The sequence below is a fragment of the Flavobacterium sp. DG2-3 genome (genome assembly GCF_030730925.1).
Lineage (GTDB): Bacteria > Bacteroidota > Bacteroidia > Flavobacteriales > Flavobacteriaceae > Flavobacterium.
In genome coordinates, this window is record NZ_JAVAMB010000014.1 from 61,475 (window position 1) to 86,811 (window position 25,337).

The following is a 25,337-nucleotide window of genomic DNA, read 5'->3' on the forward strand; positions in this document are numbered from 1 at the left end:
CTCAACAGTATAAAATATTATATAACCCAAACAAAAAAATAATTGAGACACATGAAATATAATTTTATTCTTTTCATTTTTCTTACTGTTTTTAATTCTGGAGTAGCTCAAGATATAGATGCGACTTTAATAGAATTGAACTTTCAAGAAGATAGTTATCCTCAAAATCTAACACCTTTTAAATCTGGATTCTGTTTTACAGCTACAGATGGATATTACAAATACTTTGGTAGAGAATTATGGTATTCGAATGGTACAAAAGAAGGCACTTTTATGATAAAAGATATTCTTCCTGGGGGCACTTCTTCAAATCCAAAGTACTTAATAAATATAAATAATACCCTTTACTTCACAGCATACGATGCTGTACACGGTACCGAACTATGGAAAAGTGATGGAACAGAAGCTGGAACTGTACTCGTCAAAGATATAGATCCAAATGAAAAAGGCGAATACGATGGCCCTTCAGGATTAATAGAATTTAATGGAAAATTATATTTTACAGCAAGTAATGGTGTAAACGGTTACGAATTATGGACTAGTGATGGTACAGAAGCTGGAACTTATATGATTAAAGATATATACTTAACTGGAAATAGCAATCCAAATTCATTGTTCGTTTTTAATAATAATTTGTATTTCGTAGCCTATAATGAGACAGGATATAAATTATGGAAAACTGATGGAACAGAAGCGGGAACCGCAATATTAAAAAACATCAGTGTCAATCCTTCTCCAATTGATGAAAATCAATTTTTGATTGTAAATAATTCGTTTTTCTTTTTTGCAAGTGATGGCTCAAAAGGTTATGAACTTTGGAAAAGTGATGGATCGGAATCAGGGACTACTATTGTAAAAGACATTTTTAGCGGTTATTATTCCAGCGCCAACTTTTTAAAAGGTTGTATTTTGGACGATAATATCATCTTTGAAGCAAATGATGGAATCAATGGTACCGAAATATGGAAAAGCGATGGAACAGAAGCGGGAACATTTATGATTAAAAACATTAACGGGACAAATTTCGGCAGTATATATTATAACAATAAATATATTGCGTTTAATAATGAAGTATATTTTCTTGCAAATGATGATATATATGGAAATGAAATATGGAAAACTGATGGGACAGCAAATGGCACTATTTTATTAAAAGACATCAATAATGGTAATTCATCTTCATATATTAATAAATTGTATAATGATACAATAAACAATAAACTTCTATTTTTTGCCAATAATGCTAACAGCTCTGGTGAACAAATAATTTGGGTTAGTGATGGGACTTCAAATGGAACGGTCGAACTTACCGATATAAAATCAACCCATTCAAATGGATACCCTGACAATTTTATTACTATTAATAATAAAACCATATTTACAGGTAAAGATGAAAAATATGGAGCTGAATTATGGCAAACAGATGGGACAAAAGAAGGAACATCAATATTTGCAGATCTTAACCATACAAATGGCAGTAATCCTAGTAAATTTACCAATGTCAATGGAAACCTGTTCTTTAAAGCAAGAGGAACAGCTTACGGCTCACAATTATTTAAAAGTGATGGAACTGTTGAAGGAACAAAATTAATTAAGGATATACACCCAACCTACGAAACTATTGATAACCTTTCTGACATGAGAGCTATAAATGGTACTCTATTTTTTAGTGGAAATGATGGTGTGCATGGATACGAACTTTGGAAAAGTGACGGAACAGAAAATGGAACTGTACTAGTAAAAGATATAAATCCTGGCAATAATGGCAGTTTTAGAACTCATAATGACAAACAAGAATTTACCGTTATAAACGATGCTTTATATTTTAGTGCCAATGACGGTGTAAATGGTTTCGAATTATGGAAAAGTGACGGAACAGAGGCTGGAACTTTCATGGTAAAAGATATCTATCCAGGTGGCTATAATTATGCTAGCGATCCAAGAGAATTTGTTTCTCTAAATAATAGTATCTATTTTATCGCTAATGATTATTCCGGAACATCTTTATGGAAAACTAACGGAACGCCATCTGGTACTACTAAAGTTATATCTTTAAATGACATGCGAGTTTTAAAAGTCGCAAATAATAAATTACTAATTATTGCTGAAACTTCAGGAACAACTTATGGACCACATGACTTGTGGGTATCGGACGGAACCTCTTCTGGAACAAAACATATAAAAACCTTTGGAGATAACTTATACAGTGACATTCGATATACCACAACTTTGGGCAATCAACTATATTTTGTTGCTAAAAATCCAGACAGCTTTAGAAAATCAGTTTATAAAACTGATGGAACTATAGAGGGTACAAAACTAGTATTTGACGCTGCAAGCCATCCTACAATGCCAGACCTTGACATAGAAGCACCTTTTCCTTGTGGAAATTATGTCTATTTTGTTGTAGAAGATTATTATGGAACAGCAAAAGAATTATGGAGAACAAATAACCAAATTACAGAAAAAGTAGCTGGTCCTGAAACCAAAGACTTTTTATATATCCGAAATTTAACTTGTTATAATGATAATCTATTTTATTTAGCAGAAATGTTTCCAAAAAGCGTATGGATGATTAACGATAAAATGAATACACCTGAGCAGTTAAATGTTAATATACTAAACAATAAAAATTTTGAAGAATATGACTCAATTCAAGAATTGGGAGCAACCAGTAATGCATTGTATTTCAATGGAAGAAATAACACAAGCGGAAATGAATTATATGTTGCAAAAGTAAATTTGGGCTCATTAGGTCTTCCTGATTCTAACCTTTCAGAAAAGGAAAATCAAAAAGAAATAAAAATTTACCCTAATCCAGCAAATAAATTTGTTACGATAGAATCTCTCAACAATACAATTGCAAAATTTGAAGTATACAATTTATTGGGAGAAAAGATTGATCAACAAATGAATAAAGATCTAAATCAAAAATTAAAATACGATCTTAACAAATTAAATAACGGTATTTATTTCATTAAAGCTTCTTTATCAAATGGAAAAACAGATAATATCAAATTAATCGTTAATTAAATATCTCGTTATTATACATTCTCAATAATTTTCATACAAAAACAAACAAAAACCTCGATCCAAAAAAATCGAGGTTTTTTCATTTTATAACCTTACTCCTCATTCAAATAAGGATTCAAAATCTCCGCCAATTCATTGAGCCAATAATAATTGTCTTCAAAATTTGCTAGCCCCGATAGCGCAGTTCTTCTACGCAACGATAGCGCGGATTTGCAATCCGTGCCCGTAACGATAAGCAAATATTAAAAGTAAAAAAATCAAGCCAAGCCAATCTTTGTGGGCACGGATTGCAAATCCGCGCTATCGGGTTAATATCGGGGTTACTATTTTCGCTTTAACTAGATATTTTTTTATAAATTGTAATCTTAAATTTAAACCATCTTTTATCGATTTCTTTAATAAGCATCTTAAAAATTATGATTAAAAAAATCTTCTTTCTTTCGATAATTATTACTTTTTCATCATGCGAAAAAAGTGAATTCGAAAATTTACTTTCTAATCCAGACAAAAAATGGTGCTATATAAATAATAATAAATATGATAAAAATTCTATTATTAATTGGTACATGAAATTTTATACAAATGGAGATTTTGAAAATCTATCTGTAACAAATAATCAGAAACTTATTTTATTGGACGGACAATATAAAGATTGCTTTTGGAAATATTCTAAAAATGATAGCATTCTAGAATTATGCGATTCTCGATATAAAATTTTAAAATACGAAAAAGATACAATTCATCTTATGGCATTAAAAGATAATTTTAAATGTTTATTTATAAATTATAAACCAAAGAAATAAGAAAGAAAAATCGACAACGCAGATCTTTTTCGCAACGATAATCAAATATTAAAAGTAAAAATTAATGCGAAGCCAATCTTTGTGTGCATGGATTGCAAATCGGCGCTATCGGAGTTTAATTATTTTGGGCGCAATTTTTGTCGATTTAGATTGCAGAGCTTCTTGTGTGTCCTTCGACTTCGCTCAGGAAGACAAAAATGATTATAAATCTGCATGATCACTTTGAGAATCTAAAATCTAATTAAATCAGCCTAAATCTGTGTAATCTGCGTGAAACAAAAAAATCATCCGCAAAATCTGCGAGAGAATTTCACAAAGTGAATTACCAATCTTTATAGAGCTACTTGCGGAGATCCTTCCTTCGTCAGGATGACAAAAATGATGATAAAGTGAAACAAAAAAATGCAAGACCAAAATTGATCTTGCATTTTTGCAATTTTATAAATCTAAAAAAAACTTTTTAGACTCTTTGGCGCTCGTGTATTCCTTCTTTAATTTCTTCGACCATTTTTTTATTAAAAGCGGGCAAATCATTAGGGTTTCGGCTGGTTACTAATCCTTGGTCTACTACGACTTCTGAATCTTCCCATTGTGCTCCAGCATTTTTCAAATCATTTTTAACTGAGAAAAACGAAGTTACTTTTCGACCTTCTAAAACATCGGCATCAACCAGAATTTGTGGTCCGTGACAAATTGCTGCTACCGGTTTTTTACTTTTAAAAAACGAACGTACAAAATCTACTGCGGCTTCCTCTCTTCTTAATGAATCGGGATTTAAAACTCCACCTGGAAGAACCAAAGCATCGTAATCGGCTTCATTGGCTTGATCTAATACGACATCGACATTATATTCGTTGCTCCAATTTCCGTCTTTCCAAGCTTTAATTGTTCCTGATTTTAAACTTACAATATCTGCATTCCAACCTTGCTCTTCAAGATAAGCTTTAGGAGATGCTAATTCTGATTCTTCAAATCCGTTTGTAGCTAATATGGCTATATTCTTTTTCATAATTTAAGTATTTAAAAACGTTATTAATTTTGATTTACCTAAAATTACTTATTTCAAAAAGCCAGCGAAAACAGATGGTGTTAAAGGTTTCTTTATTAAAAGTTAATTAATTGAAGTACAAGTATTTATTAAAGAATAAATCAAAATTATATAAAATTGAAGTCACTTTAGTTTACTATTTTATAGCTTAAAAACTTTGTGCCTTGACGTTTTAGCGTCAAAAAAATAATTCCGTATATTTGATACTATGCAGGAAATGATATCGATAAAAACTTTTGCCGAAGCAGAAGAACTTCAAAATCCGAGACGTGTTTTAAGATACGTTCTGATTTTCTGTACTGCCGGCGAAATCACGGTTTCTGTAGATGAAAGAGGATATATACTGATTCCAAATACGGTTTTAACGATTACTTCTGGTCAGATTCATTCTTTTACAGACAACAAAAATGCAGAGGGCTTTGTTTTAGAATTCACTTATAATTTCTTTTGCAAAGATGACTACGATATGGAGTTGATTTTTCATAACGGGTTATTCTGTCATTTTGCAATGAATGAAATTATCTTGATAGACAACAGCCAAATTGTTATCAATCAGCTAAATGAAATCACAAAAGAATTAAGTGAGCAGCCTTATCAATATCTCATTTCGGTTCACAGCAGAATCGAGCTGATTCTGGTAGAAATCAACCGAACCAAAATTAATCGCGGGGACGAAATCTATAAACCGGAGGCTTTGTTTCTGCATTTTCTAGAAACTGTTTTAAAGAATTTCGATAAAAATCTTTCTGTTGCCGAAATTGCCGGTTTGATTGGCACAACAGAATCTAAGCTTAACGAACTTTCTAAACTGCATACCAGTAATACAGCACAAAATGTCATTTACGGATTGATTATTTCTGAGGCAAAACGTCTTTTAAATTACGAGAAACTTTCGGTCAAAGAAACCGCTTATGCTTTGGGGTTTAATGATCCTTTTTACTTTTCGAATTTCTTTAAAAAACACACCAATGTTTCTCCTAAAACGTATAAGGAAATGTTTTGATTACTAATGTGTATTTTGTGTAACACATTGAAAAATAAAAAAACTAGTTACATGCTTTTTCCAGAATTGTCTATTCTTTAAAATTCGCCACTATTCCATCTTTGTATTGTTATTATTTAAAAGAATTTAAAAACAATAAAAATGGAAAAGCAAATCACAAGAACAAACGAAATCAATTGGAAACCACTTATAGAAGAAGGCGTAAACACAGACGGAATTTCTGTAAAAGCTTTATGTTTTGATCCAGTCGCAAAAAGACCTACAGCATTTTTATCCAAGTTTGAAGCAGGAGCTTCATATCCAAATCACACTCATCCCGCGGGAGAGGAAATTTACGTTTTAGAAGGCGAAGTCCGTTCGGGTAAAGACGAATTAAAGCAGGGCGATTATTTGTATATGCCTCCAGGAAGTACGCATTCTGTATATTCGAAAACGGGTTGTGTTTTATTGTTTATAGTTCCAGAGGAAGTTGTGATTTTGAAGTAGATGTTTCTATTAAAATTCAACAATTTGTCATTTTGACCGAAGGGAGAAATCGCACTCGTATATCGACAAAGATTGGAGAATTACTTTGCGGAGTTTCCAGTGCGATTTCTCCCTTCGGTCGAAATGACAAACTAAACGCATTTACCAATACACAAAAAATCCCATCATATCATTTTGATACCCAGGAACTACCTCAAATCCTTCTTAATCACCAAATATTTCAAATTGGTATTTCCCGCATTGCTAATTCCGTGTTCGGCATTTGGCGGACAGTATAAACTGGTATTCGGACCAACAACAACGGTTTTTCCGTCTAAGAAAAAAGAAGCAGAACCTTCGAGTATATAAAAGAATTCTTCTTCAGGATGGTGATGTGGAGCATGTGTAGATTTTCCAGGTTCGACGATGCTCATTTTAAGCGTATTTTCCTGAGTGAAGTTTTTATCACCAAACCAATATTGATAACCGACTTTGGTTTTCGTGGCTTTGTCTAATTCAAAATGATTGACGCAGTTTTCTATAGTGTATTTTATTTCTGGTGCTTTTTCTTTGGTTTCTTGAGCGGAAGCTAGTTGTAGAAATAAAATTGCAATGGTGGTTTTGAGGATAGTTAGTGGTTTCATTTTTTTATTGTAATGTTACGAAAAAAATGAATACAGAGATGTGTATCGTGCTTTTTGTCATCCTGATCCCGAAACTTCAGGAGAAGGATCGCACTAGAAATTCTGCAATCAGAATCGTCAATCTTTGTGGAGTTTCTGGCGTATGCTTCGACTCCGCTCAGCATGACAAACTGGATGTGAAACATAAAAGAGCCATCGGCTCGACTAATTTTGTAGGCCGGGATTTTAATCCCGGTTTTAAAACGAAATCCGAAATAAAGATCCATAAGGATCGCAACATATTGGCGTTTTATATGTTCCGTTCCTACGGAACTTATTCGTTGTGCAATTCTCGTGATTCAACGGATTAAAATCCGTTGCTACAATATTGACCATTCCTGTCGGAATTTTTATTGACTAAATGTGTAAAAATTATTAAAAACTATAATTCTACAGATAAAAGTTCTTTACCTAAGGCATGCAAAGCATTTTCAATTTTTAAACGCTGTTCTTGTTTCGGGTTTCTATGTCCAGAAGCGTAATGTTGTATCTGCTTTTGATTGATACCTGTTATTCTTTCTAATGCAGAATTTGTAAATATACCTTTGTAATAACTTAATAAACTAGCTGTATCAAATTTATAAACCAACTCATATTCTTTATTCAGAAAATCTGGTTTATTATCACCATCCAATTCTTTTAGCGTTTCAATACAATCTAATATGTCTTGTTTGCAATCTTGAACTGTCTCACCACCTCCTACAATTGCTGCTTCATTTTCGGCATGTCCCCAAAAACCATCTTCATTTCTTTCGATAATAATTTTAATTGTTTTCATTTTTCAAATTATGTTTCAAATTATAATCCCATTTCTTTTCTTAGTTTCATCTCCAATCCTTTTCCTAACTCTTTAGATCCGTGATTGGGAATAACAACTTGTTTACCTTCTTTCTCGTAGATTTCATGACTACCTTTACCTTGTCTCAAGAATACCCAACCATTTCGAACTGCCTCTCTAATAAATTCTCTCGATTTCATTTACGTCGTTTTACAAAGATAGTGATTTTACTATCATAACATTTAGATTTTCAAAAAAGCAAATGTAATAACAAAACAATTAAAAGTAAGAAAATTTTTATCTTTAATAGTTTTAGAAAATTATGAAAATAGTACCTTCTCTCCTAGCCCCGATCGAAACGGCATCCTTTTTCTGGCTTCTTTAGACAGAAAAAGATATAGTATAGAGCGGGACAAACTCGATGAAAACGAAAAATGTTGTGCTTCCAAAAAATATTCGCAAAACAAAACTTCTAGTAAAATAAGTACTTCACAAGCTTTTTATGAAACGCTTATTGTACGATAAGAAAATATTATGATAAAAACATTTTGTAATTCGAAAAACCGTCATACATTTGCCTAACAGTGTTAAACGATTTAATACTCGAATAAAATGGCTAGCAAAGATCGAATTTTAAGACAAAAAGAAGAGACAAGAAATAATATTCTTGGCGCTGCTTATGATATCGTAAAAGAAGAAGGCTGGAATGGTTTGAGTATGCGTAAAATTGCCGATAAGATTGAATATACTGCTCCTATTATTTATGAATATTTCTCGAATAAAGAAGCAATTTTAGAAGAACTTACGGGCAAAGGTTTTGTAAAACTGACTAAAGAATTGCAAACTGCAATCGACAAGTTTGAAAAACCGGAAGACCAATTGGAAGCCATGTGGATGACGTATTGGGACTTTGCTTTTACTAATACTGAATTGTATCAGTTGATGTTTGGTGTCCAGATGACCTGTTGCGCACAGCGATGTTCGGCTCAGGAGGGACCTTACAAATTATTCACTCAGGTTATTGCTGAAGTAATGAAAGACAGTAATCCGAGTCAAGATATCATTAAACAAAAGTACTTCACTTTCTTTTCTGTTATTCATGGTTTAATCGCCATTAATATCATTAACAAAAGTGACATTTTAGAAACAATTAATGCCCAAATTTTGAAGGATGCCATTGGTGGTATCATCAAATCAATACAATAAAATTTTTTTCAAGTTTTACTTAACGGTGTAAAATAATTTAATCGGATAATATAAAATCCTTTTTTTTGAAACATTAACTTAACACTGTTAGAAAATTTAATAAAGGTAATAAAAGCTCTTTTTTTAGACTTTTACTTAACGATGTTAGATAATTTAATACCGATTTTGAAACAAACTTGGAAAGGCTTGCTGTATGGAAATTTGTGCACTTTTACTTAACAACGTTAGATAATTTAATTCAATTAAATATGAATCCCGAGAATTCCAGAATACCAAAACAAATAACCCGAGAAAATGTTCAACCAATTAAAACCACAATGAAAATGAAAAATGTAATTATATCCAGTTTTATTCTGGCATTAGTTTTAAGCAGCTGTGCCGATAAAAATCAAGGACCCGCTGCTCCGCCTCCACCGGTTTTACCTGTTTTAGCAATCACAAGCGCTAACACTACTACTGATGCTGAATATCCTGCTTCTATACAAGGAACTGTTGATGTTGAAATTCGCCCACAAGTAAGCGGAAATCTTGACAGAATTTATGTTGATGAAGGTGCTTATGTAAGCAAAGGACAGACTTTATTTAAAATCAATGAGCGTCCGTTTCGTGAGCAGTTAAACAATGCTTTGGCAAGTCTTCATGCAGCTGAAGCAGCTTTAATCAACGCTAACTTAGAAGTGGACAAACTGACTCCATTAGTACAAAACAAAGTGGTCTCTGATTATCAGTTAAAAACGGCTAAAGCGACTCAAAAAATTGCTGCTGCAAATATTGAGCAGGCAAAAGCAATGGTGGGTTCTGCTAAAATCAATTTAGGATATACTAATGTGACAGCTCCAGTAAGCGGCTACATCGGAAGATTGCCTAAAAAACAAGGAAGTTTGGTTTCGGCATCTGATGTTGAAGCTTTGACAACTTTGTCTGATGTTCACGAAGTTTTTGCTTATTTCTCTTTGAGCGAAACAGATTTCATCAACTTTAAATCAAAATACGCTGGAAATTCTTTAGGCGATAAAATCAAAAAATTACCTCCGGTGAACTTGATTTTAGCTGATAATACGGATTATCCAAAAACAGGAAAAATCGATATGGTTGACGGTCAGTTTGATAAAACTACTGGTGCCATCACGCTTAGAGCTACTTTCCCAAATGCAAACGGAACGTTACGTTCTGGAAACACAGGAAGAATCCGTTTAGGATTAAATCACGACGATGCGATTTTGGTTCCGCAGTCGGCTACAGTTGAAATGCAGGATAAAGTATTCGTGTTTACTGTTGGAAAAGACAACAAAGTAACCAAAATGCCAATTACTGTTATCGGGAAAAACGGTACGAATTATTTAATTAAAGACGGTGTACATGCTGGAGATCAAATCGTATTGAGCGGTATTGACAAATTACAGGACGGACAAGCGATTCAGCCTGAAAAATCTACTAAAGTTGCCGAAGTAACTAACAAAAAATAATCAAAAGAAATAATGTTCAAAATATTTATACAAAGACCGGTACTGGCAACTGTAATCTCCATTCTGTTGGTGATCTTAGGGGTACTGGGTTTAACTAAACTGCCTTTACAACAGTTTCCAGATATTGCGCCTCCATCGGTTTTGGTAACGGCGGTATATCCAGGAGCTAACGCAGAAACGGTTTTACGTTCTGTGGCCCCTTCTCTAGAAGAGTCTATAAATGGTGTAGAAAACATGACGTACATGAGTTCTACTGCGAGTAATGATGGTACTTTGGCCATTACTGTTTTCTTTAAATTAGGAACAGATGCTGATCAAGCCGCGGTAAACGTTCAGAACCGTGTGGCACAAGCTACAAGTCAGCTTCCTGCGGAGGTTGTGCAGCAAGGTGTTATTACGGCAAAACAACAAAACTCTTTCATCATGGCGATTGGTATGTATACCGATGATGAATCGAAATACGATCAGACTTTTGTTGCAAACTATGCGCAGATTAATATTATTCCGGAATTAAAACGTATTCCAGGTGTAGGTTCTGCCAGTATTTTTGGTGGTGTAAAAGATTACTCGATGCGTGTTTGGTTAAATCCAACGCAAATGGCAACTCATAATGTTACGCCAAGCGAAGTGATGGTCGCTATTCAGGATAAAAGTTTGGAAGCGGCTCCAGGGAAATTTGGAGAGCGAAGTAAAGAAGTTTTTGAATACGTTATCAAATACAAAGGTAAACTTACCAAACCAGAAGATTATCAAAATATTGCCATTCGTTCTAACGCAGACGGTTCTGTTCTTCGTTTAAAAGATGTGGCAAGAGTAGAATTAGGTGCTTACTCTTACAACAGTTTAACGCGTTTAAATGGTAAAAAAGGTATTGTAATTGGTGTGATTCAGTTAGCGGGTTCTAACTCCAATGACATTCAGATTGCGATCAATAAAATGATGGAAAAGGCTTCTAAAGATTTTCCAAAAGGCATAAAACACAATATATTTTACAGTACAAAAGTTTCTCTAGATCAATCTATCGAACAAGTGGAACATACTTTGGTCGAAGCTTTTATTCTGGTATTTATTGTGGTATTTATTTTCCTTCAGGATTTTAGATCAACTTTAATCCCGGCTATTGCTGTACCTGTAGCAATTTTAGGAACGTTCTTCTTCATGCAGTTATTCGGATTCTCGATCAACTTGTTAACGCTTTTCGCATTAATTCTGGCGATTGGTATTGTGGTCGATGACGCGATTGTCGTCGTAGAAGCCGTGCATGCGAAAATGGAGCATAAAAAATTGTCTCCAAAAATCGCCACTCATGAAGCAATGCACGAAATCACGGGTGCTATTATCTCGATTACGCTGGTAATGGCTGCTGTATTCCTGCCGGTTGGTTTTATGGAAGGCTCAACAGGAGTTTTCTATCGTCAGTTTGCCTTTACGATGGCAATTGCAATTGTAATTTCGGCTGTTAATGCCTTGACTTTAAGTCCGGCGCTTGCTGCTCTGTTCTTAAAAGATAATCACGGAGCTCACGATCACGATACAGCTTATGAGAAAAAAGGATTTAAAGAGAAATTCTTTACCGCTTTTAACAGCAGTTTCGAATCGTTGACGAATCGTTATGTAGGCGGAATCAAATTCTTAATCAGAAAAAAATGGTTGAGTTTAGGCGGATTAGCAGCCATCACTCTTGCAACTATTTTATTGGTAAAAACAACTCCTGCTGGATTTATTCCAACAGAAGATCAAGGATTTATCGCGATTGCAGTAAACACGCCATCGGGAACTTCGCTTGACGGAACTCAAAAAGTAATGACCGAAGCCGAAAATACTTTAAGAGGTTTAGACGCTTCAAGATTCGTAACAGCGATTTCTGGTTTCAACTTATTGACCAATTCAACAAGTCCATCTTCTGCTGTAGTTTTCGTTTTATTAAAACCAAACGAAGAACGTGGCGATGTGAAAAACATTGACGAGATCATGAATCAGGTTCGTGGAAAATTAGGTTCGATTTCTGGCGGAAGTTTCTTCGTCTTCAGTTTCCCAACCGTTCCTGGATTTAGTAACGTTGAAGCTTTGGACTTAGTTCTTCAAGACAAAACGGGTGGAAAACTGGATAAATTCTCTGGAATTTCTCAAAATTTCATCGGCGAATTAATGAAACGTCCTGAAATTGCAGTTGCTTTTACCAGTTTCAAAGCTGATTATCCTCAATTACAGTTGGATATTAATGATGAAAAAGCGAATCAGTTGGGCGTAAATGTAAAAGACATTTTACAGACTATGCAGGCTTATTTTGGTAGTGCACAGGCATCAGACTTTAACCGATTTGGTAAATATTACCGAGTGGTAGTTCAGGCTGATATCGCCGACAGAGCCGATCCAACTGCGATTGACCGTGTTTTTGTTAAAAATAAAAACGGCGAAATGGTTCCGATAAATACTTTAGTAAAACTAACTCGTATTTATGGTTCTGAAACCGCTTCTAGATACAATCTGTTTAACTCAATTTCTATTAATGCGATTCCGAAACCTGGATTTAGTTCTGGAGATGCCATTAAAGCAATTGAAGAAGTAGCAGCTCAACAATTGCCTGCAGGTTACGGGTTTGAATTCTCGGGCCAAACGCGTGAAGAGATTTCTTCTGGAGGACAGTCTGCAACTATATTTTTACTGTGTTTGATATTCGTTTATTTCCTACTTGCTGCACAGTACGAAAGTTACATTCTGCCTTTGGCTGTAATCTTATCAATTCCTGCAGGTATTTTTGGAGTATTTGTGGCGATTGGTTTAACTGGAATCGAAAACAACATTTACGTACAAGTTGCCTTAGTCATGCTGATCGGACTTCTCGCCAAAAATGCCATTCTGATTGTGGAATTTGCGGTGCAGAAACGAAAATCAGGACAGGCTTTAGTCAAAGCTTCTATTGAAGCTGCAAAATTACGTCTGCGACCAATTATCATGACTTCTCTTGCCTTTGTAGTTGGTTTAGTACCAATGATGAGCGCTAAAGGGCCATCGGCTCAGGGAAATCACTCGATTAGTATTGGAGCAGCGGGCGGAATGCTTTCAGGAGTAATTCTAGGTTTGTTTATCATTCCGGTATTATTCATCGTATTCCAGCATTTACAAGAAAAATTCAGCGGCAAACCAGTTGCTGTCATTCATAATGAAGAAAAATAAAATATGGAAAACTATATCACAACTATTTTAGTTGCCATCATAGCGGGCATCGGATATATATCGTACAGAATCTCAAAAGATCTTGAAACTAAAAAAGATATTTGTACAGAGATTTAAAAATAAATTTTAACACATAGAGACATAGTTTTTAACCTCATAAAAAAGAAAATAAAAGAAACTAGTTTCTACACATAGCCAAACTATGTGCATTTAAATTAGTGAAACGCCTTTTAAAGTTTACAAAAACTATGTTTCTATGTGTTGAAAAAAATTAAGCCCAAAGGGTACAGAAATCTAATAAAAAGACAATGAAAAATTATATAACCAAAATCGTGACCTTCGCCATTCTGATCACGACTTTAATATCCTGTAAAGTCTCTAAGGATATTGAAACTCCAAAAGATGCATTTCCTGAGAATTTCAGGAATGCATCAATTTCGAGTGATACAACAAGTATTGCCGATATCGAGTGGAAAAACTTCTTTACAGAAAAAGATATTATCACGTTAATCGACAGTGCGGTTACCCGAAATAACGATCTGCTTATTGCACAAAAAAACATCGAAATTGCGCAATACAGATTTACACAATCAAAATGGGGAAATGTTCCTCAGGTGAATTTATTTGTAAATGCCAATACAAGCAATCCTTCTGACAATAGTTTTACAGGAATGAACTTGAATCAGGCATTGGGTCAAAAACATATTGACGACTATTCTGCCGGAGCTTCACTTTCTTGGGAGGCTGATATTTGGGGAAAGATCAGAAACCAAAAGAAAGGGGCTTACGCAGGATATCTTCAATCTGAAGAAGTAAAAAAAGCGTTGCAGACTAATATTGTGGCAAATGTTTCTAGAGGATATTACAATCTTTTGATGCTGGACGCTCAGTTAAAAATTGCTCAGCAAAATTTAAAGTTAAACGACAGCACGACTAAAATCATTAAATTGAAATACGATGCCGGTCAGGTAACTACTTTGGCAATTCAACAATCTGAAGCACAAGAATTAAACTCAAAACAGTTGATTCCGCTATTGGAACAGAATATTGCGATTCAAGAAAATGCATTAAGCGTTTTGACTGGTTCTTTTCCGAATTCAAAACAAAGAACAGTTCTTTTAACTGCACTTGAAGTGAAAACGAATCCATCTATTGGAATTCCGTCTTCATTAGTAAGCAGAAGACCCGATGTAAAAAGTGCAGAATTAGCGCTTAAAGTTGCCAACGCAAATGTCGGTATCACGAAAGCGGATTTATACCCAGCTCTCAGAATTACGGCGCAAGGCGGTTTAAACTCTTTCGAAACGAGCAGCTGGTTCAATATTCCAGCTTCTCTTTTCGGAACCGTTGCAGGTGGTTTAACTCAACCGATTCTGAACAATAAAAAAGTTAGAACGCAATATAATATTGCTGTCGCGGAAAGAGAAAAAGCGGTTTTAGCTTTTAGACAACAGGTTTTAATTGCTGTAAGCGAAGTTTCGGATGCTTTGGTGAAAGTGGAAAAGTTACAACAACAGGAAACTTTCCTTAAAGAAAAAGTAAAAACGTTGCAACAAGCCATTAAAAACTCCAACTTGTTATTCCAAAACGGTTTAGCAGAATATCTAGAAGTTTTAACTGCTCAGGCAAACTTACTGCAAAGCGAATTAGAATTAGCAGACATAAAAAGACAACAACTTACAGCCAACACCGATTTGTATCGCGCATTAGGAGGAGGCTGGAAATAATACCCGTTACCCGTTAATTATTTATTTTTTGAGATGAAAACGCTGTGAGACTATTTGGTTTCATGGCGTTTTTTGTTTTACCACGAAGTTTTTTTGCCACGAAGGCTCTAAGGCACGAGGTTTTTATTTTGCCACAGATTGTTAGGATTAAAAAGGATTTTTTTAAAGCCACGAATTGCACAAATTTTCACGAATTATTCTTTTAAGTTTATTCTCATTTTGTCCTCCTGAGCGGAGTCGAAGGACGCGTACAGTAACCACAACAATCTACTCTTGCTTTTGTCATCCTGAGGAACGAAGGATCTCCGCAAGAAACTCGACAAAGATTGGCGATTTACTTTGTGGAACTACTTTGCGTGTTCTTCGACTCCGCTCAGGAGGACATAGGATGAGAAGGAAATTTGTGTAAATTTGTGTAATTTGTGGCAAAAAACTTTGCGTCCTAGCGCCTTCGTGGCAAAACAAAAAACAATGACTTTAAATAAAGAAACATACCTCAACAATCTAAAATTATACTTCGAAAGTTACGCTCCTATTTCTGAAAAGTCATGGAGATTGATTGAAAACCTGACACATTTCCAGACAATCAAAAAAGGAGAAATAGTATTGGAAAATGGGGAAATCTGCAGAAATCTTTATTTTATTGCAAAAGGAATTCTGCGAACTTTTATTACCGATCAACAAGGAAATTTTTATAACAAAAACCTTTTTTTCGAAAACAGACTTGCCTGTTCTAAAGTTTCATCAATGTTGCAAACTCCTTCCAGTTTTACAATTGAAGCTCTGGAAGATTGTATTTTAATCAATCTTAATTACCAAAAATACATCACGTTGATCAACGAAAACAATGATCTTAAAAGCTTCTATATTGCCTATTTGGAAAAAAACTGGATTATTGAAAAAGAACAAAATGAGATTGCTCTGGTTATGCAAAACGCAACTGAAAGATATTTAAGTTTGCTTCAAAAAAATCCAAATATTGAAGATCGTGTTCCGTTATTGCACATTGCATCACATTTAGGTATTACTCCAACACAATTAAGCCGAATCAGAAAAAGTTTAGAAAAAAAAATGTAAATCAACATATGTAAAGGTTTTCTACAAATGTCAATTTTATCTTTGTTCTCCTATTTAAAATGAATTACCAAAAATGGAAAATACAAACCTTATAAAAGATAATATAGACAATCTTACTGCACTATGGAAAACGGTTGCCACTCCACTCCTTTCTTATCATAAAAACGAACCGTTTGAAGTTATTCAGATAAAAAACTCTGGCTGGCCTAACCGATTATGGTTTCGAGTGGATATTACAGAAGAAAATCTACCTCAGATTCTTGAAATTATAGAAAAGAACCCAGGCATAATAATTCCGTATTGGGATATTTTTGGAAGCGGTTCTAATGAAATTTTCGAAAAAAATGGGTTTAAAACACGTATTCAACTCGTTGCAATGGCTTTAAAATTGGGAGAAAAATTTCCGCTTGAAAATAATCTAACTTTCAAAAGAGTTTTAAATGGAGAAGATGCCAAAACATGGACCGATATTTATCCGTTGTCTTTTGGTTATGTGATCAGTAAAGAAACACTGACTCATAATTATGAAAATACTAAATTTTATTTAATTCATTTGAACGAAAAACCGATTGGAACTTTGACTCTTTTTCAAACTGGAAACGTTATGGGAATTCATGGCGTTGGTGTTATTCCCGAAATGCGAAAAAGAGGTTTTGCAGAAGAAATCATGAAATTTGCCATCAACAAAGCGATTGACGCCAATGCCGAATATGCGCAATTGCAAGCTTCTCCTTTAGGAAAAAACATTTATACTAGATTAGGGTTTGAGGATTTGTTTATGATTACGAATTACTTTTTGGACTAAATTTCAATTAAAAAATTCCAAATTTCAAATTCCAAAAGAATCCGGAGGATTCACATATTTATAGCACGCAATTCCCATCGCAGACATGTGACCCCGAAGGGGTCATACTTGCGTAGCATAATAGAATTCTATAAATATTTGAATACTCCGGATTCTTTATATGTAAACCTACAATTTTTATTCTCATTTTATGTCTTCCTGAGCGGAGTCGAAGGACACACACCGTAACCACACAGAATGGATTTAGCATGAGAGTCCTTCGACTTCGCTCAGGAAGACAAAACTTTGTCGAGCTACTTGCGAAGATCCCTCGTTCCTCGGGATGACAAACTGTACGTTAACGTAACAACAACAACAACAACAACAACAACAACAACAACAACAACAACAACAAACAATAATCTAAAATCTACCCTCTAAAATCTAAAATAAAGAATTGTCCCAAATGCCCCTAAAATAGTCGTAAATGTGTATTTCGTTTCAATAGAACAATTAGTTACATTTGTAATACATTAACTAATAACTATTTAAAACAAATACCCAATGAAAACAACGAAAATCATTTTCTGGACTACTACAATCCTTATTTTTTTATTTGAAGGCGTTATGCCGGCTTTAACTTCTCAGTCTGAAATGGCTAAAGAAGGAATCAGACATTTAGGCTATCCGGAATATTTCGGAAATGCATTAGTTGTATTTAAGATTCTTGGAGTTTTAGCCTTAATTATTCCGCAAGTGCCGGGGCGTGTAAAAGAATGGGCTTATGCAGGATTTGCTTTTGATTTTATCTTTGCTTCAATCAGTCATTTTGCTGTAGATGGAATTGATTTTCAAGGTTTCTTTCCTTTAATCGTTCTGGCGATTTTAATTATATCGTATGTAACATATCACAGAATACAGCGTTATAAAAACATAGCGCTCTAAAAACCAAAACTTTATGATAATTGAAGTTTTTAAAACAAATGTTCAAGAAGAATCTCAATGTGCGATAATCATTGAGAAGCTTCTTGAGCATTATCCAAGCAGCTCGATCAACTTCGACTTAGAAGATTGCGACAAAATCCTGCGTATTCATGCACCCAACTTTTCGAATACCAAAATCATCGACATTTTAAATTCGCACGGTTATTTCTGCGAAGCCCTTCCTTAAAAAATTAACACTTCACAAACTACTGATATATAGTGTTTTAATATTTTTTATCGTATATTTGAAGGAGTATCATTTCCCCTAATTCTATAAATTTAATTTTTCACAGATAATGCACTGAGGTTTTTATTGAACCAATCGGTAAACATCTGCTATCGAATTTCCAATTTCTAAAATTAAAAAAAATGAAAAGTGCTATTCAAAATACCATACTAGAAACCTACAGTAAATTAGACGAACTGGTTTCAACTTTCTCAAAAGATGAAATCAATATTGTTCCGTTTGAAGGGAGCTGGACTGCGGGACAAACTACACAGCATATTATTCTAGCCTGCTCTGGTCTGACCAGCCTTTTTGCCGGAAAAACAGAAAAAACAAATAGAGAGCCTGACGAAAATGTCAAACAGCTCGACGCTATTTTTTTAGATTTTGATACCAAATACCAATCGCCCGAAAACATAAAACCTCCTGATATAGTGTATGAAAAAGATACGCTGCTGGCTTCTGTCAAAAAAATACAAAATGATTTATTTGAAGCTGCAGAAACTTACGATTTGACACTGACGTGCTTGGATGCCAAAGTACCCGGTTTTGATTATTTCACGATTTATGAATGGCTTCATTTTGCAATCGTGCATACGCAGAGACACACCCGTCAGATAAAATCGATTTACGAACATATCAAAAAATAATCGATCACTATTAAAATCAAAACTATTTTTATGAGATCAAAAGTAAAAACCATTGTTTCATCTGGTTTAGTTGCAGGAACATTAGATATTACTGCTGCCATTTTGATTTACGCGGGAATACTGCATAAAACAACAGCTGAAAAAATTTTACAGTCTATTGCAAGTGGCATTTTTAAAAAACAAGCCTATACGGGTGGAGTAGAAATGACTTTTGTGGGTTTGGGACTTCATTTCTTAATCGCTTTTATTTTTGCTTGGTTTTATTTTAAAATTTTTCCCTACATCCCATTTTTTAAAATAAACACTTTGCTTTCGGGAGTTTCATACGGATTCTTTATTTGGGTCATAATGAATCTCGTTGTCCTACCGATCGTATTTCCCGTTTTACCCGAAAAGAATTTAGATTTTCCGCTCTTACTTTCTATTCTCATCGTGATTTGCTGCGTCGGAATTCCGATTGCGTTTATAACGAGAAAGTATTATGCGAAATGGTATTGAGAAAAAGTGACAAAGAGACAAAGGTACAAAGTGACAAAGTCACTAAAAACTTTGTCTCTTTGTCACTTTGAATCTCTGAACCTTAAAGCTTAGACCTTCGTTCTTCCTGTTATTAATGAAATAACAAACAATACTATAAAGATAAAGAATAAAACTTTTGCGATTCCTGCGGCTCCGGCGGCAATACCTCCAAAACCAAAAATTCCGGCTATAATAGCAAGAATGATAAATATAACTGTCCAACGTAACATAATATTGATTTTTAAGTTCTTAAATATGACTGTTTATAAGCCTTTTTTGTTTATTTCAAAGTTCTTTTATTCCTACAAATCTTGTTAACTCGATACGCTTTATTATTATCCCAATAAATTAATAACCACGCCAAGCATAGTGCGACTTTCACTATTATTTCAAAGTCTTACAGAATTACCATATTAATGCTTTTGAGTTAATTTTTTGATCGATTGGATTAATCGTGACTTCATTGCTGAAGTAATTTCACATAAAATTTCAAAGAACAATGGAAGTGTTATGAAACATGGTAAGTAGTCTTCCCTACAGGAGCTTCCATTTTTGATGATCAACTATACTATTTTAATTATTGCGCTGCCGATCATAAGATTGCGGCGGCATCTTTGAACCTTAACGAGTTATTAACCGAACTTAAAAATGTATCCACATGAAAACAATATCAAATAAATCCAAAATCGTTTTTTTATCTACTTTTCCGCCTACGCAATGTGGCATAGCAACCTATACTCAAGATACCATTAAAGGAATCACAGATGTTTATGGTAAATCTATCAAATGCGAAATATGTGAACTTGTTGATAAACCAAAAGAAGAGCCAACACAAGCATTTACTTTAAACACAAAAAATAGAGAAGAGTACGCTAAAGTCGCCGAGGAAATTAATCAGGACGAAACGGTAAAATTGGTGCATATTCAGCACGAATTTGGTTTGTTTTCAGGAAATTACGGAGATCATCTTTTAGATTTCTTAAATGTTATTAAAGCACCTGTTACGTATACTTTTCACAGCGTAATTCCGAATCCGAATGATGAATTGAGAACATTCGTGAAGTTACTGCTGAGTTATAGCAATTCGGTTTTTGTAATGACGAATAAATCAAAAGAAATCCTAATTAATGACTACGACATCAATGAAGAAATAATTACTTGCGTACCTCATGGAACTCATATTGTGATATACGAAACTCCACAGCAGGCAAAAGAAAAATTAAATATTCAGGACAGATTAGTGCTTTCAACTTTCGGACTTTTGGGCGAAGGTAAAAATATAGAAACGGGTTTACAGGCTTTACCAAAAATTATCGAAGAAGCGCCAAACGCCTTGTATTTAATTATTGGAAAAACCCATCCAAATTTAATTAAAGACGGAGTTGATACTTATAGAGATAAACTAGAAAGTATCGTTGCAGATTTAAATCTTCATGATAATGTTCGTTTTGTAAATCAATATTTAGACACCGATGAACTTTTAGATTATCTAAAAGCTACGGATATTTATATGTTCACTTCAAAAGATCCAAATCAGGCTGTAAGCGGCACTTTTGCTTACGCAATGAGCTGTGCATGTCCTATTGTGGCTTCAAAAATTCCGCATACCAAAGAAGTACTGACCGCAGATTCTGGAATTTTGTGTGATATTGGAGATTCTGATCAATTTGCTGCAGCTGCAATTCAATTGATTAAAGATGAAAATCTAAGACATGAAATGGGAATTAGTTCTTTTACCAAAATGAGAGCTTCATCTTGGGAAAATGTCGGAATTACGCAAATGAATACCTATAAAAAATTGATTAAAAATCCATCAGAAATCAAATACAGCTATCCTCCTATTCAGTTAAAACATATCAAAAAACTGACTACCGAATTAGGAATTATTCAGTTCAGTAAAATTTCTATTCCAGATTTAGATTCAGGATATACTTTAGATGATAATGCAAGAGCTTTAATCGCATTTTGTATGCACTATAAACTGACTCAGGATAAGGACGATTTGGCTTATATTTTAATCTATTTAGATTTTATTCAGCGCTGCCAAAAACCAAAAGGAGACTTCATCAACTATGTCGATCAGGAAAACCGCGAACATGTAGAACAAAATGCAGAAGTAAATCTAGAAGATTCTAATGCGAGGGCTCTTTGGGCATTAGGAACTGTGGTTTCTATGTCTGATATTCTTCCTGAAGCAATTACCAAAAAAGCGACAACATGTTTATTGAATTCTTTAAAATGGGCAGAAACCATTCAATCTCCGCGTTCAATTGGTTTTGCAACAAAAGGTTTGTATTTGTACCATTCTACAATTCCTAATTTGTACGTTGCGGCAATCATTAATAAATTAAATGCCAAACTGCTTGCCAATTATGAAAACACAGCTACAGAAGACTGGCAATGGTTTGAAAATTATCTGACTTATGGTAACGGAATCCTTCCAGAATCTATGCTTTATGCTTATTTGATTACCAATAAACCGGTTTACAAAAAAGTAGCTTTGGATTCTTTAGATTTCTTGATTTCTAAAACATTTGTGAAAGGAAATTTTAAAGCCATTTCAAATCAGAGCTGGCATCACAAAGGATCTGAGCCGGCACAATACGGAGAACAGCCAATTGATGTTACCTATACAATCCAGACTTTAAATGCATTTTATAATGCTTTTAAAACACCCGAATATAAAAAGAAAATGAAAGCTGCATTCAACTGGTTTTTAGGAAAAAATCATTTAAATCAGATTATGTATAACCCAGTAAGCGGTGGCGGTTACGACGGACTTGAAAAAAATAATGTGAATTTAAATCAAGGCGCAGAATCTACTGTTTGCTTTCTAACTGCAAGATTATTAATGGAAAAATTGGCCATGTCACAGTCTCGTGTTATTCCTTTAATGAAATCACGAACTGGAGTAGCTATAAATTCTTAAAACATATTGAAGCTAACCAAATACTTCACTTTTTTTAAACCCTGAAAATCCCTTTTTACTAAAAGGGATTTTTTGTTTTTAGGAACGACGCAACGTCACTTTTATTTTTTTATTGTGCAGAAGCCGATGAAAATTATATAAACTTCCAAAAAAGTTGTATAAGATTTTTACTCTTAAAAAAGAGTAATTTCATATAGAGAAAATAGGCTTTTTACCATTCCTATTTTCATTTTATATCATTCACCTTAAAACATACAATTTTGATTCTCGATATTAAAAATACATTCGCCGAAATTGGAGAAACCACAATATTCGCCAAAAGGTTTTTTAAGGAAGTTTTTATTCCGCCTTACGAGACCAGAGAATTTCTAAAACAGTGTTATGTTATAGGATACAAATCTCTGCCGCTGGTTGCCATTACTGGTTTTATTATGGGATTGGTGCTTACGCTTCAATCACGTCCTACTTTGGTAAAATTTGGTGCAGAATCTTGGCTTCCAGGAATGGTCGCGCTTTCGCTAATAAGAGAAATTGCTCCTGTAATTACCGCTTTGATCTGTGCAGGAAAAATTTCGTCTGGAATCGGTGCCGAATTAGGATCAATGAAAGTAACCGAACAGATCGACGCTATGGAAGTTTCGGCGGTAAATCCGTACAACTATCTGGTTGTGACTCGAGTTCTCGCCTGTACTTTGATGGTTCCAATTCTAGTCTTTTTTGCCGATGCTATCGGAATTATTGGCGGTTATGTGGGCATTAACATTCATGGAGACGTAAACTTTTACCGTTTTTTAACCCAAATCGTCCAATCCTTAGAATATTTAGACTTGCTTCCGGCAACGCTAAAAACTTTCTTTTTTGGATTTTTTATCGGAATTATTGGCTGTTACAAAGGTTTTAATGCTTCTAACGGAACAGAAAGTGTGGGACAAGCTGCCAATTCTGCAGTAGTTACAGCATCGCTAAGCATTTTTATTATCGATATGGTGGCTGTTCAAATAACCGACTTATTTTTTTAAGATGATGGAGGAAAAAATACATAAAGAACCTAAAAAAACAAAAGAGAAAGATCAGACTCCGATTATTGTGATTAAAGATCTTCATAAAACTTTTGGAAAAGATAATGCCGTTTTAAAAGGCGTAAATCTCACTTTGAATAAAGGCGAAGATTTGGTGGTTTTAGGACGTTCAGGATCTGGAAAATCGGTTACTATAAAATGCATTGTCGGATTGATTGAACCTGACAAGGGAGAAATTAAAGTCTTTGACGAAAATGTTCTTAATATATCCAAAAGCGAGCTGAATGAAATTAGAGTCCGAATCGGATTTTTGTTCCAAAGTGGGGCACTTTACGATTCTATGTCTGTTAGAGAAAATCTCGCTTTTACTTTAACCAAACACAAACGCGATCTAAGCCGTGAAGAAGTGGACAAAGAAGTAATGGAAGCACTGGAAAATGTGGGACTTGCTGAAGCCGTAGAAAAAATGCCTTCTGAACTTTCTGGAGGTATGAAAAAAAGAATTGGCCTTGCCCGCACTTTAATTTTAAAACCAGAAATCATTCTTTACGATGAGCCCACAACAGGTCTGGACACGATAACATCAAGAGAAATCAGTCAGCTGATTTTAGATATTAAACACAAACAAAAAACCTCTTCGATCATTATCACTCACGATATGGCCTGCGCAAAAATGACTGCCGATCGAATTGTGGTTTTAAAAGACGGTGTCATTCACGCCGAAGGAACATACGAAGAATTAGAAAAAGACGAAGACGAATGGGTACGCTCATTTTTTCAATAAAGCAAAATAAATAATAGAAATCATGGAAAAGCAATCTGGATATACTTGGAAATTAGGAATGTTTGTTACGATAGGCTTACTGCTTTTTATAATGGCGGTATATTTTATCGGGAAACAGCAAAACCTTTTCGGATCTACCTTTCATATAACATCCCAGTTTAAAACAGTAAGCGGTTTAGAAGTCGGAAATAACGTTCGATTTTCTGGAATTAATGTCGGAACCGTAGAACAAATTCAGTTAAAAAATGACTCCACAGTTGTAGTGGTTTTAGTAATGAAAGAAGAAGTTCGAAAATTCATTAAAACCGATGCCACAGCCAGTATTGGTTCTGATGGTTTAATGGGAGACAAAGTGCTGACTATTTCTCCAGGGGCAAAATCTCAAAAAGTTATCGAAGACAACGGACAGCTTGCTTCTGTAGACGGAATTGAAATGCACGATATTATGAAAAGCGTGAAGAAAAGCGTGGATAATATAGGCGTGATTTCAGATGAAATAGCCATTTTCAGCCACAGCATGAACAACGGAAACGGTGCTTTGGCAAGATTGGTCAAAGATGATAAAATGGCCAACAGCGTTTCGAATACGCTTTCTAACCTAGAAACCGGAACAAAAGGTTTTAGCGAAAACATGGAAGCTGCAAAAAGCAATTTCCTTTTTAGAGGCTACTTCAAGAAAAAAGAAAAGGAAAAAGAGAAAAAAGCGGAAGAAAGAAAAGAAAAACAAGAGGAAAAGAAAGAAAAACAGGAAGAAGCAAAAGAAAAAGCCGCTAAAGAGAAAGAACAGAAAGAAGAAGCTAAAAAAGAGAAGAAAGAGGAACAAAAGCAGGAAGAAGCTAAGAAGAATTGATTTTTTTTTAGAGAGTCCTTAGTCCTTAGCTGTTAGTCCATAGTCCATAGTACAAAGCTTAAAAGCTGAATGACAAGAACTAACAGCTAAGGACTAAGGACTAAAAGGTAAGGGACTTCTCAAGAA

23 protein-coding genes are annotated in these 25,337 nt (G+C 34.4%); 18 read left to right on the top strand and 5 right to left on the bottom strand.

Going from position 1 to position 25,337, the window contains the following annotated elements; all coding sequences use genetic code 11:
- Window positions 1-51: 51 nt before the first annotated feature.
- Both Q9Q97_RS17490 and Q9Q97_RS17495 read left to right on the top strand, forming a co-directional pair.
- On the top strand, window positions 52-3,033 hold the full coding sequence (locus tag Q9Q97_RS17490; RefSeq protein WP_306159442.1) for an ELWxxDGT repeat protein: 2,982 nt from the start codon (window positions 52-54) through the stop codon (window positions 3,031-3,033).
- Window positions 3,034-3,449: 416 nt separating this feature from the next.
- Window positions 3,450-3,836 carry a hypothetical protein gene (locus Q9Q97_RS17495; protein WP_306159444.1) on the top strand — a complete coding sequence of 129 codons (387 nt, stop codon included), beginning with the start codon at window positions 3,450-3,452 and terminating at the stop codon, window positions 3,834-3,836.
- A 460-nt stretch (window positions 3,837-4,296) separates the two neighbouring features.
- On the opposite strand, the gene Q9Q97_RS17500 is transcribed toward Q9Q97_RS17495, so the two are convergent.
- Complete coding sequence (locus Q9Q97_RS17500; protein WP_306159446.1) at window positions 4,297-4,845, bottom strand: type 1 glutamine amidotransferase domain-containing protein; 549 nt, start codon at window positions 4,843-4,845, stop codon at window positions 4,297-4,299.
- A gap of 256 nt (window positions 4,846-5,101) precedes the next feature.
- On the opposite strand from Q9Q97_RS17500, the gene Q9Q97_RS17505 reads away from it, so the two are divergent.
- Both Q9Q97_RS17505 and Q9Q97_RS17510 read left to right on the top strand, forming a co-directional pair.
- On the top strand, window positions 5,102-5,887 hold the full coding sequence (locus tag Q9Q97_RS17505) for an AraC family transcriptional regulator (RefSeq protein WP_306159448.1): 786 nt from the start codon (window positions 5,102-5,104) through the stop codon (window positions 5,885-5,887).
- 141 nt (window positions 5,888-6,028) lie between these two features.
- A complete protein-coding gene (locus tag Q9Q97_RS17510) occupies window positions 6,029-6,373 on the top strand; it encodes a dimethylsulfonioproprionate lyase family protein (RefSeq protein WP_306159449.1) in 345 nt (114 codons plus the stop codon).
- A gap of 188 nt (window positions 6,374-6,561) precedes the next feature.
- On the opposite strand, the gene Q9Q97_RS17515 is transcribed toward Q9Q97_RS17510, so the two are convergent.
- From Q9Q97_RS17515 to Q9Q97_RS17525, 3 genes are all read right to left on the bottom strand, one after another.
- Complete coding sequence (locus Q9Q97_RS17515; RefSeq protein WP_306159452.1) at window positions 6,562-6,996, bottom strand: cupin domain-containing protein; 435 nt, start codon at window positions 6,994-6,996, stop codon at window positions 6,562-6,564.
- Window positions 6,997-7,417: 421 nt separating this feature from the next.
- Window positions 7,418-7,813: a type II toxin-antitoxin system HicB family antitoxin gene (locus tag Q9Q97_RS17520; protein ID WP_306159454.1), complete on the bottom strand. Its 396-nt coding sequence runs from the start codon at window positions 7,811-7,813 to the stop codon at window positions 7,418-7,420.
- Between the two features lie 20 nt (window positions 7,814-7,833).
- Window positions 7,834-8,013, bottom strand: a complete 180-nt coding sequence (locus Q9Q97_RS17525) for a type II toxin-antitoxin system HicA family toxin (protein ID WP_306159456.1) — start codon at window positions 8,011-8,013, stop codon at window positions 7,834-7,836.
- Window positions 8,014-8,425: 412 nt separating this feature from the next.
- Between Q9Q97_RS17525 and Q9Q97_RS17530 the strand changes: the two genes are divergently transcribed.
- From Q9Q97_RS17530 to Q9Q97_RS17575, 10 genes are all read left to right on the top strand, one after another.
- Window positions 8,426-9,019, top strand: coding sequence for a TetR/AcrR family transcriptional regulator (locus tag Q9Q97_RS17530; protein WP_306159458.1), 594 nt, complete (start codon window positions 8,426-8,428; stop codon window positions 9,017-9,019).
- Between the two features lie 248 nt (window positions 9,020-9,267).
- Complete coding sequence (locus tag Q9Q97_RS17535) at window positions 9,268-10,485, top strand: efflux RND transporter periplasmic adaptor subunit (protein WP_306159459.1); 1,218 nt, start codon at window positions 9,268-9,270, stop codon at window positions 10,483-10,485.
- Window positions 10,486-10,497: 12 nt separating this feature from the next.
- Entirely contained in the window at window positions 10,498-13,662 is a 3,165-nt protein-coding gene (locus Q9Q97_RS17540; RefSeq protein WP_306159461.1) for an efflux RND transporter permease subunit, read from the top strand.
- Between the two features lie 308 nt (window positions 13,663-13,970).
- The gene (locus Q9Q97_RS17545) at window positions 13,971-15,389 is read left to right on the top strand and encodes a TolC family protein (RefSeq protein WP_306159462.1); all 1,419 of its coding nucleotides are present in this window, start codon (window positions 13,971-13,973) and stop codon (window positions 15,387-15,389) included.
- Between the two features lie 471 nt (window positions 15,390-15,860).
- Window positions 15,861-16,466 (top strand): Crp/Fnr family transcriptional regulator, encoded by a 606-nt coding sequence (locus tag Q9Q97_RS17550; protein WP_306159465.1) that lies wholly within the window; start codon window positions 15,861-15,863, stop codon window positions 16,464-16,466.
- A 73-nt stretch (window positions 16,467-16,539) separates the two neighbouring features.
- Window positions 16,540-17,271 carry a GNAT family N-acetyltransferase gene (locus tag Q9Q97_RS17555; protein WP_306159466.1) on the top strand — a complete coding sequence of 244 codons (732 nt, stop codon included), beginning with the start codon at window positions 16,540-16,542 and terminating at the stop codon, window positions 17,269-17,271.
- Window positions 17,272-17,814: 543 nt separating this feature from the next.
- The gene (locus Q9Q97_RS17560) at window positions 17,815-18,195 is read left to right on the top strand and encodes a DoxX family protein (RefSeq protein ID WP_306159468.1); all 381 of its coding nucleotides are present in this window, start codon (window positions 17,815-17,817) and stop codon (window positions 18,193-18,195) included.
- A gap of 13 nt (window positions 18,196-18,208) precedes the next feature.
- Entirely contained in the window at window positions 18,209-18,421 is a 213-nt protein-coding gene (locus tag Q9Q97_RS17565; protein ID WP_306159470.1) for a hypothetical protein, read from the top strand.
- Window positions 18,422-18,603: 182 nt separating this feature from the next.
- A complete protein-coding gene (locus Q9Q97_RS17570; protein ID WP_306159472.1) occupies window positions 18,604-19,110 on the top strand; it encodes a DinB family protein in 507 nt (168 codons plus the stop codon).
- A 30-nt stretch (window positions 19,111-19,140) separates the two neighbouring features.
- Window positions 19,141-19,608, top strand: a complete 468-nt coding sequence (locus Q9Q97_RS17575) for a DUF1440 domain-containing protein (RefSeq protein ID WP_306159474.1) — start codon at window positions 19,141-19,143, stop codon at window positions 19,606-19,608.
- A gap of 89 nt (window positions 19,609-19,697) precedes the next feature.
- Here Q9Q97_RS17575 and Q9Q97_RS17580 read toward each other — a convergent pair whose 3' ends face one another.
- Window positions 19,698-19,859 (bottom strand): DUF1328 family protein, encoded by a 162-nt coding sequence (locus Q9Q97_RS17580; protein ID WP_306159476.1) that lies wholly within the window; start codon window positions 19,857-19,859, stop codon window positions 19,698-19,700.
- A 428-nt stretch (window positions 19,860-20,287) separates the two neighbouring features.
- Between Q9Q97_RS17580 and Q9Q97_RS17585 the strand changes: the two genes are divergently transcribed.
- From Q9Q97_RS17585 to Q9Q97_RS17600, 4 genes are all read left to right on the top strand, one after another.
- On the top strand, window positions 20,288-22,558 hold the full coding sequence (locus tag Q9Q97_RS17585; protein WP_306159478.1) for a glycosyltransferase: 2,271 nt from the start codon (window positions 20,288-20,290) through the stop codon (window positions 22,556-22,558).
- A gap of 260 nt (window positions 22,559-22,818) precedes the next feature.
- Window positions 22,819-23,577, top strand: a complete 759-nt coding sequence (locus Q9Q97_RS17590; RefSeq protein ID WP_306159480.1) for an ABC transporter permease — start codon at window positions 22,819-22,821, stop codon at window positions 23,575-23,577.
- A gap of 4 nt (window positions 23,578-23,581) precedes the next feature.
- The gene (locus tag Q9Q97_RS17595) at window positions 23,582-24,361 is read left to right on the top strand and encodes an ABC transporter ATP-binding protein (RefSeq protein ID WP_371878222.1); all 780 of its coding nucleotides are present in this window, start codon (window positions 23,582-23,584) and stop codon (window positions 24,359-24,361) included.
- Window positions 24,362-24,383: 22 nt separating this feature from the next.
- Window positions 24,384-25,211, top strand: a complete 828-nt coding sequence (locus Q9Q97_RS17600; protein ID WP_306159484.1) for an MlaD family protein — start codon at window positions 24,384-24,386, stop codon at window positions 25,209-25,211.
- Window positions 25,212-25,337 lie beyond the last annotated feature (126 nt).

Coding starts and splice junctions, on each gene's coding strand:
- Q9Q97_RS17490 (WP_306159442.1), top strand. CDS start 52: ATGAAATATAATTTTATTCTTTTCATTTTTCTTACTGTTTTTAATTCT.
- Q9Q97_RS17495 (WP_306159444.1), top strand. CDS start 3,450: ATGATTAAAAAAATCTTCTTTCTTTCGATAATTATTACTTTTTCATCA.
- Q9Q97_RS17500 (WP_306159446.1), bottom strand. CDS start 4,845: ATGAAAAAGAATATAGCCATATTAGCTACAAACGGATTTGAAGAATCA.
- Q9Q97_RS17505 (WP_306159448.1), top strand. CDS start 5,102: ATGATATCGATAAAAACTTTTGCCGAAGCAGAAGAACTTCAAAATCCG.
- Q9Q97_RS17510 (WP_306159449.1), top strand. CDS start 6,029: ATGGAAAAGCAAATCACAAGAACAAACGAAATCAATTGGAAACCACTT.
- Q9Q97_RS17515 (WP_306159452.1), bottom strand. CDS start 6,996: ATGAAACCACTAACTATCCTCAAAACCACCATTGCAATTTTATTTCTA.
- Q9Q97_RS17520 (WP_306159454.1), bottom strand. CDS start 7,813: ATGAAAACAATTAAAATTATTATCGAAAGAAATGAAGATGGTTTTTGG.
- Q9Q97_RS17525 (WP_306159456.1), bottom strand. CDS start 8,013: ATGAAATCGAGAGAATTTATTAGAGAGGCAGTTCGAAATGGTTGGGTA.
- Q9Q97_RS17530 (WP_306159458.1), top strand. CDS start 8,426: ATGGCTAGCAAAGATCGAATTTTAAGACAAAAAGAAGAGACAAGAAAT.
- Q9Q97_RS17535 (WP_306159459.1), top strand. CDS start 9,268: ATGAATCCCGAGAATTCCAGAATACCAAAACAAATAACCCGAGAAAAT.
- Q9Q97_RS17540 (WP_306159461.1), top strand. CDS start 10,498: ATGTTCAAAATATTTATACAAAGACCGGTACTGGCAACTGTAATCTCC.
- Q9Q97_RS17545 (WP_306159462.1), top strand. CDS start 13,971: ATGAAAAATTATATAACCAAAATCGTGACCTTCGCCATTCTGATCACG.
- Q9Q97_RS17550 (WP_306159465.1), top strand. CDS start 15,861: ATGACTTTAAATAAAGAAACATACCTCAACAATCTAAAATTATACTTC.
- Q9Q97_RS17555 (WP_306159466.1), top strand. CDS start 16,540: ATGGAAAATACAAACCTTATAAAAGATAATATAGACAATCTTACTGCA.
- Q9Q97_RS17560 (WP_306159468.1), top strand. CDS start 17,815: ATGAAAACAACGAAAATCATTTTCTGGACTACTACAATCCTTATTTTT.
- Q9Q97_RS17565 (WP_306159470.1), top strand. CDS start 18,209: ATGATAATTGAAGTTTTTAAAACAAATGTTCAAGAAGAATCTCAATGT.
- Q9Q97_RS17570 (WP_306159472.1), top strand. CDS start 18,604: ATGAAAAGTGCTATTCAAAATACCATACTAGAAACCTACAGTAAATTA.
- Q9Q97_RS17575 (WP_306159474.1), top strand. CDS start 19,141: ATGAGATCAAAAGTAAAAACCATTGTTTCATCTGGTTTAGTTGCAGGA.
- Q9Q97_RS17580 (WP_306159476.1), bottom strand. CDS start 19,859: ATGTTACGTTGGACAGTTATATTTATCATTCTTGCTATTATAGCCGGA.
- Q9Q97_RS17585 (WP_306159478.1), top strand. CDS start 20,288: ATGAAAACAATATCAAATAAATCCAAAATCGTTTTTTTATCTACTTTT.
- Q9Q97_RS17595 (WP_371878222.1), top strand. CDS start 23,582: ATGGAGGAAAAAATACATAAAGAACCTAAAAAAACAAAAGAGAAAGAT.
- Q9Q97_RS17600 (WP_306159484.1), top strand. CDS start 24,384: ATGGAAAAGCAATCTGGATATACTTGGAAATTAGGAATGTTTGTTACG.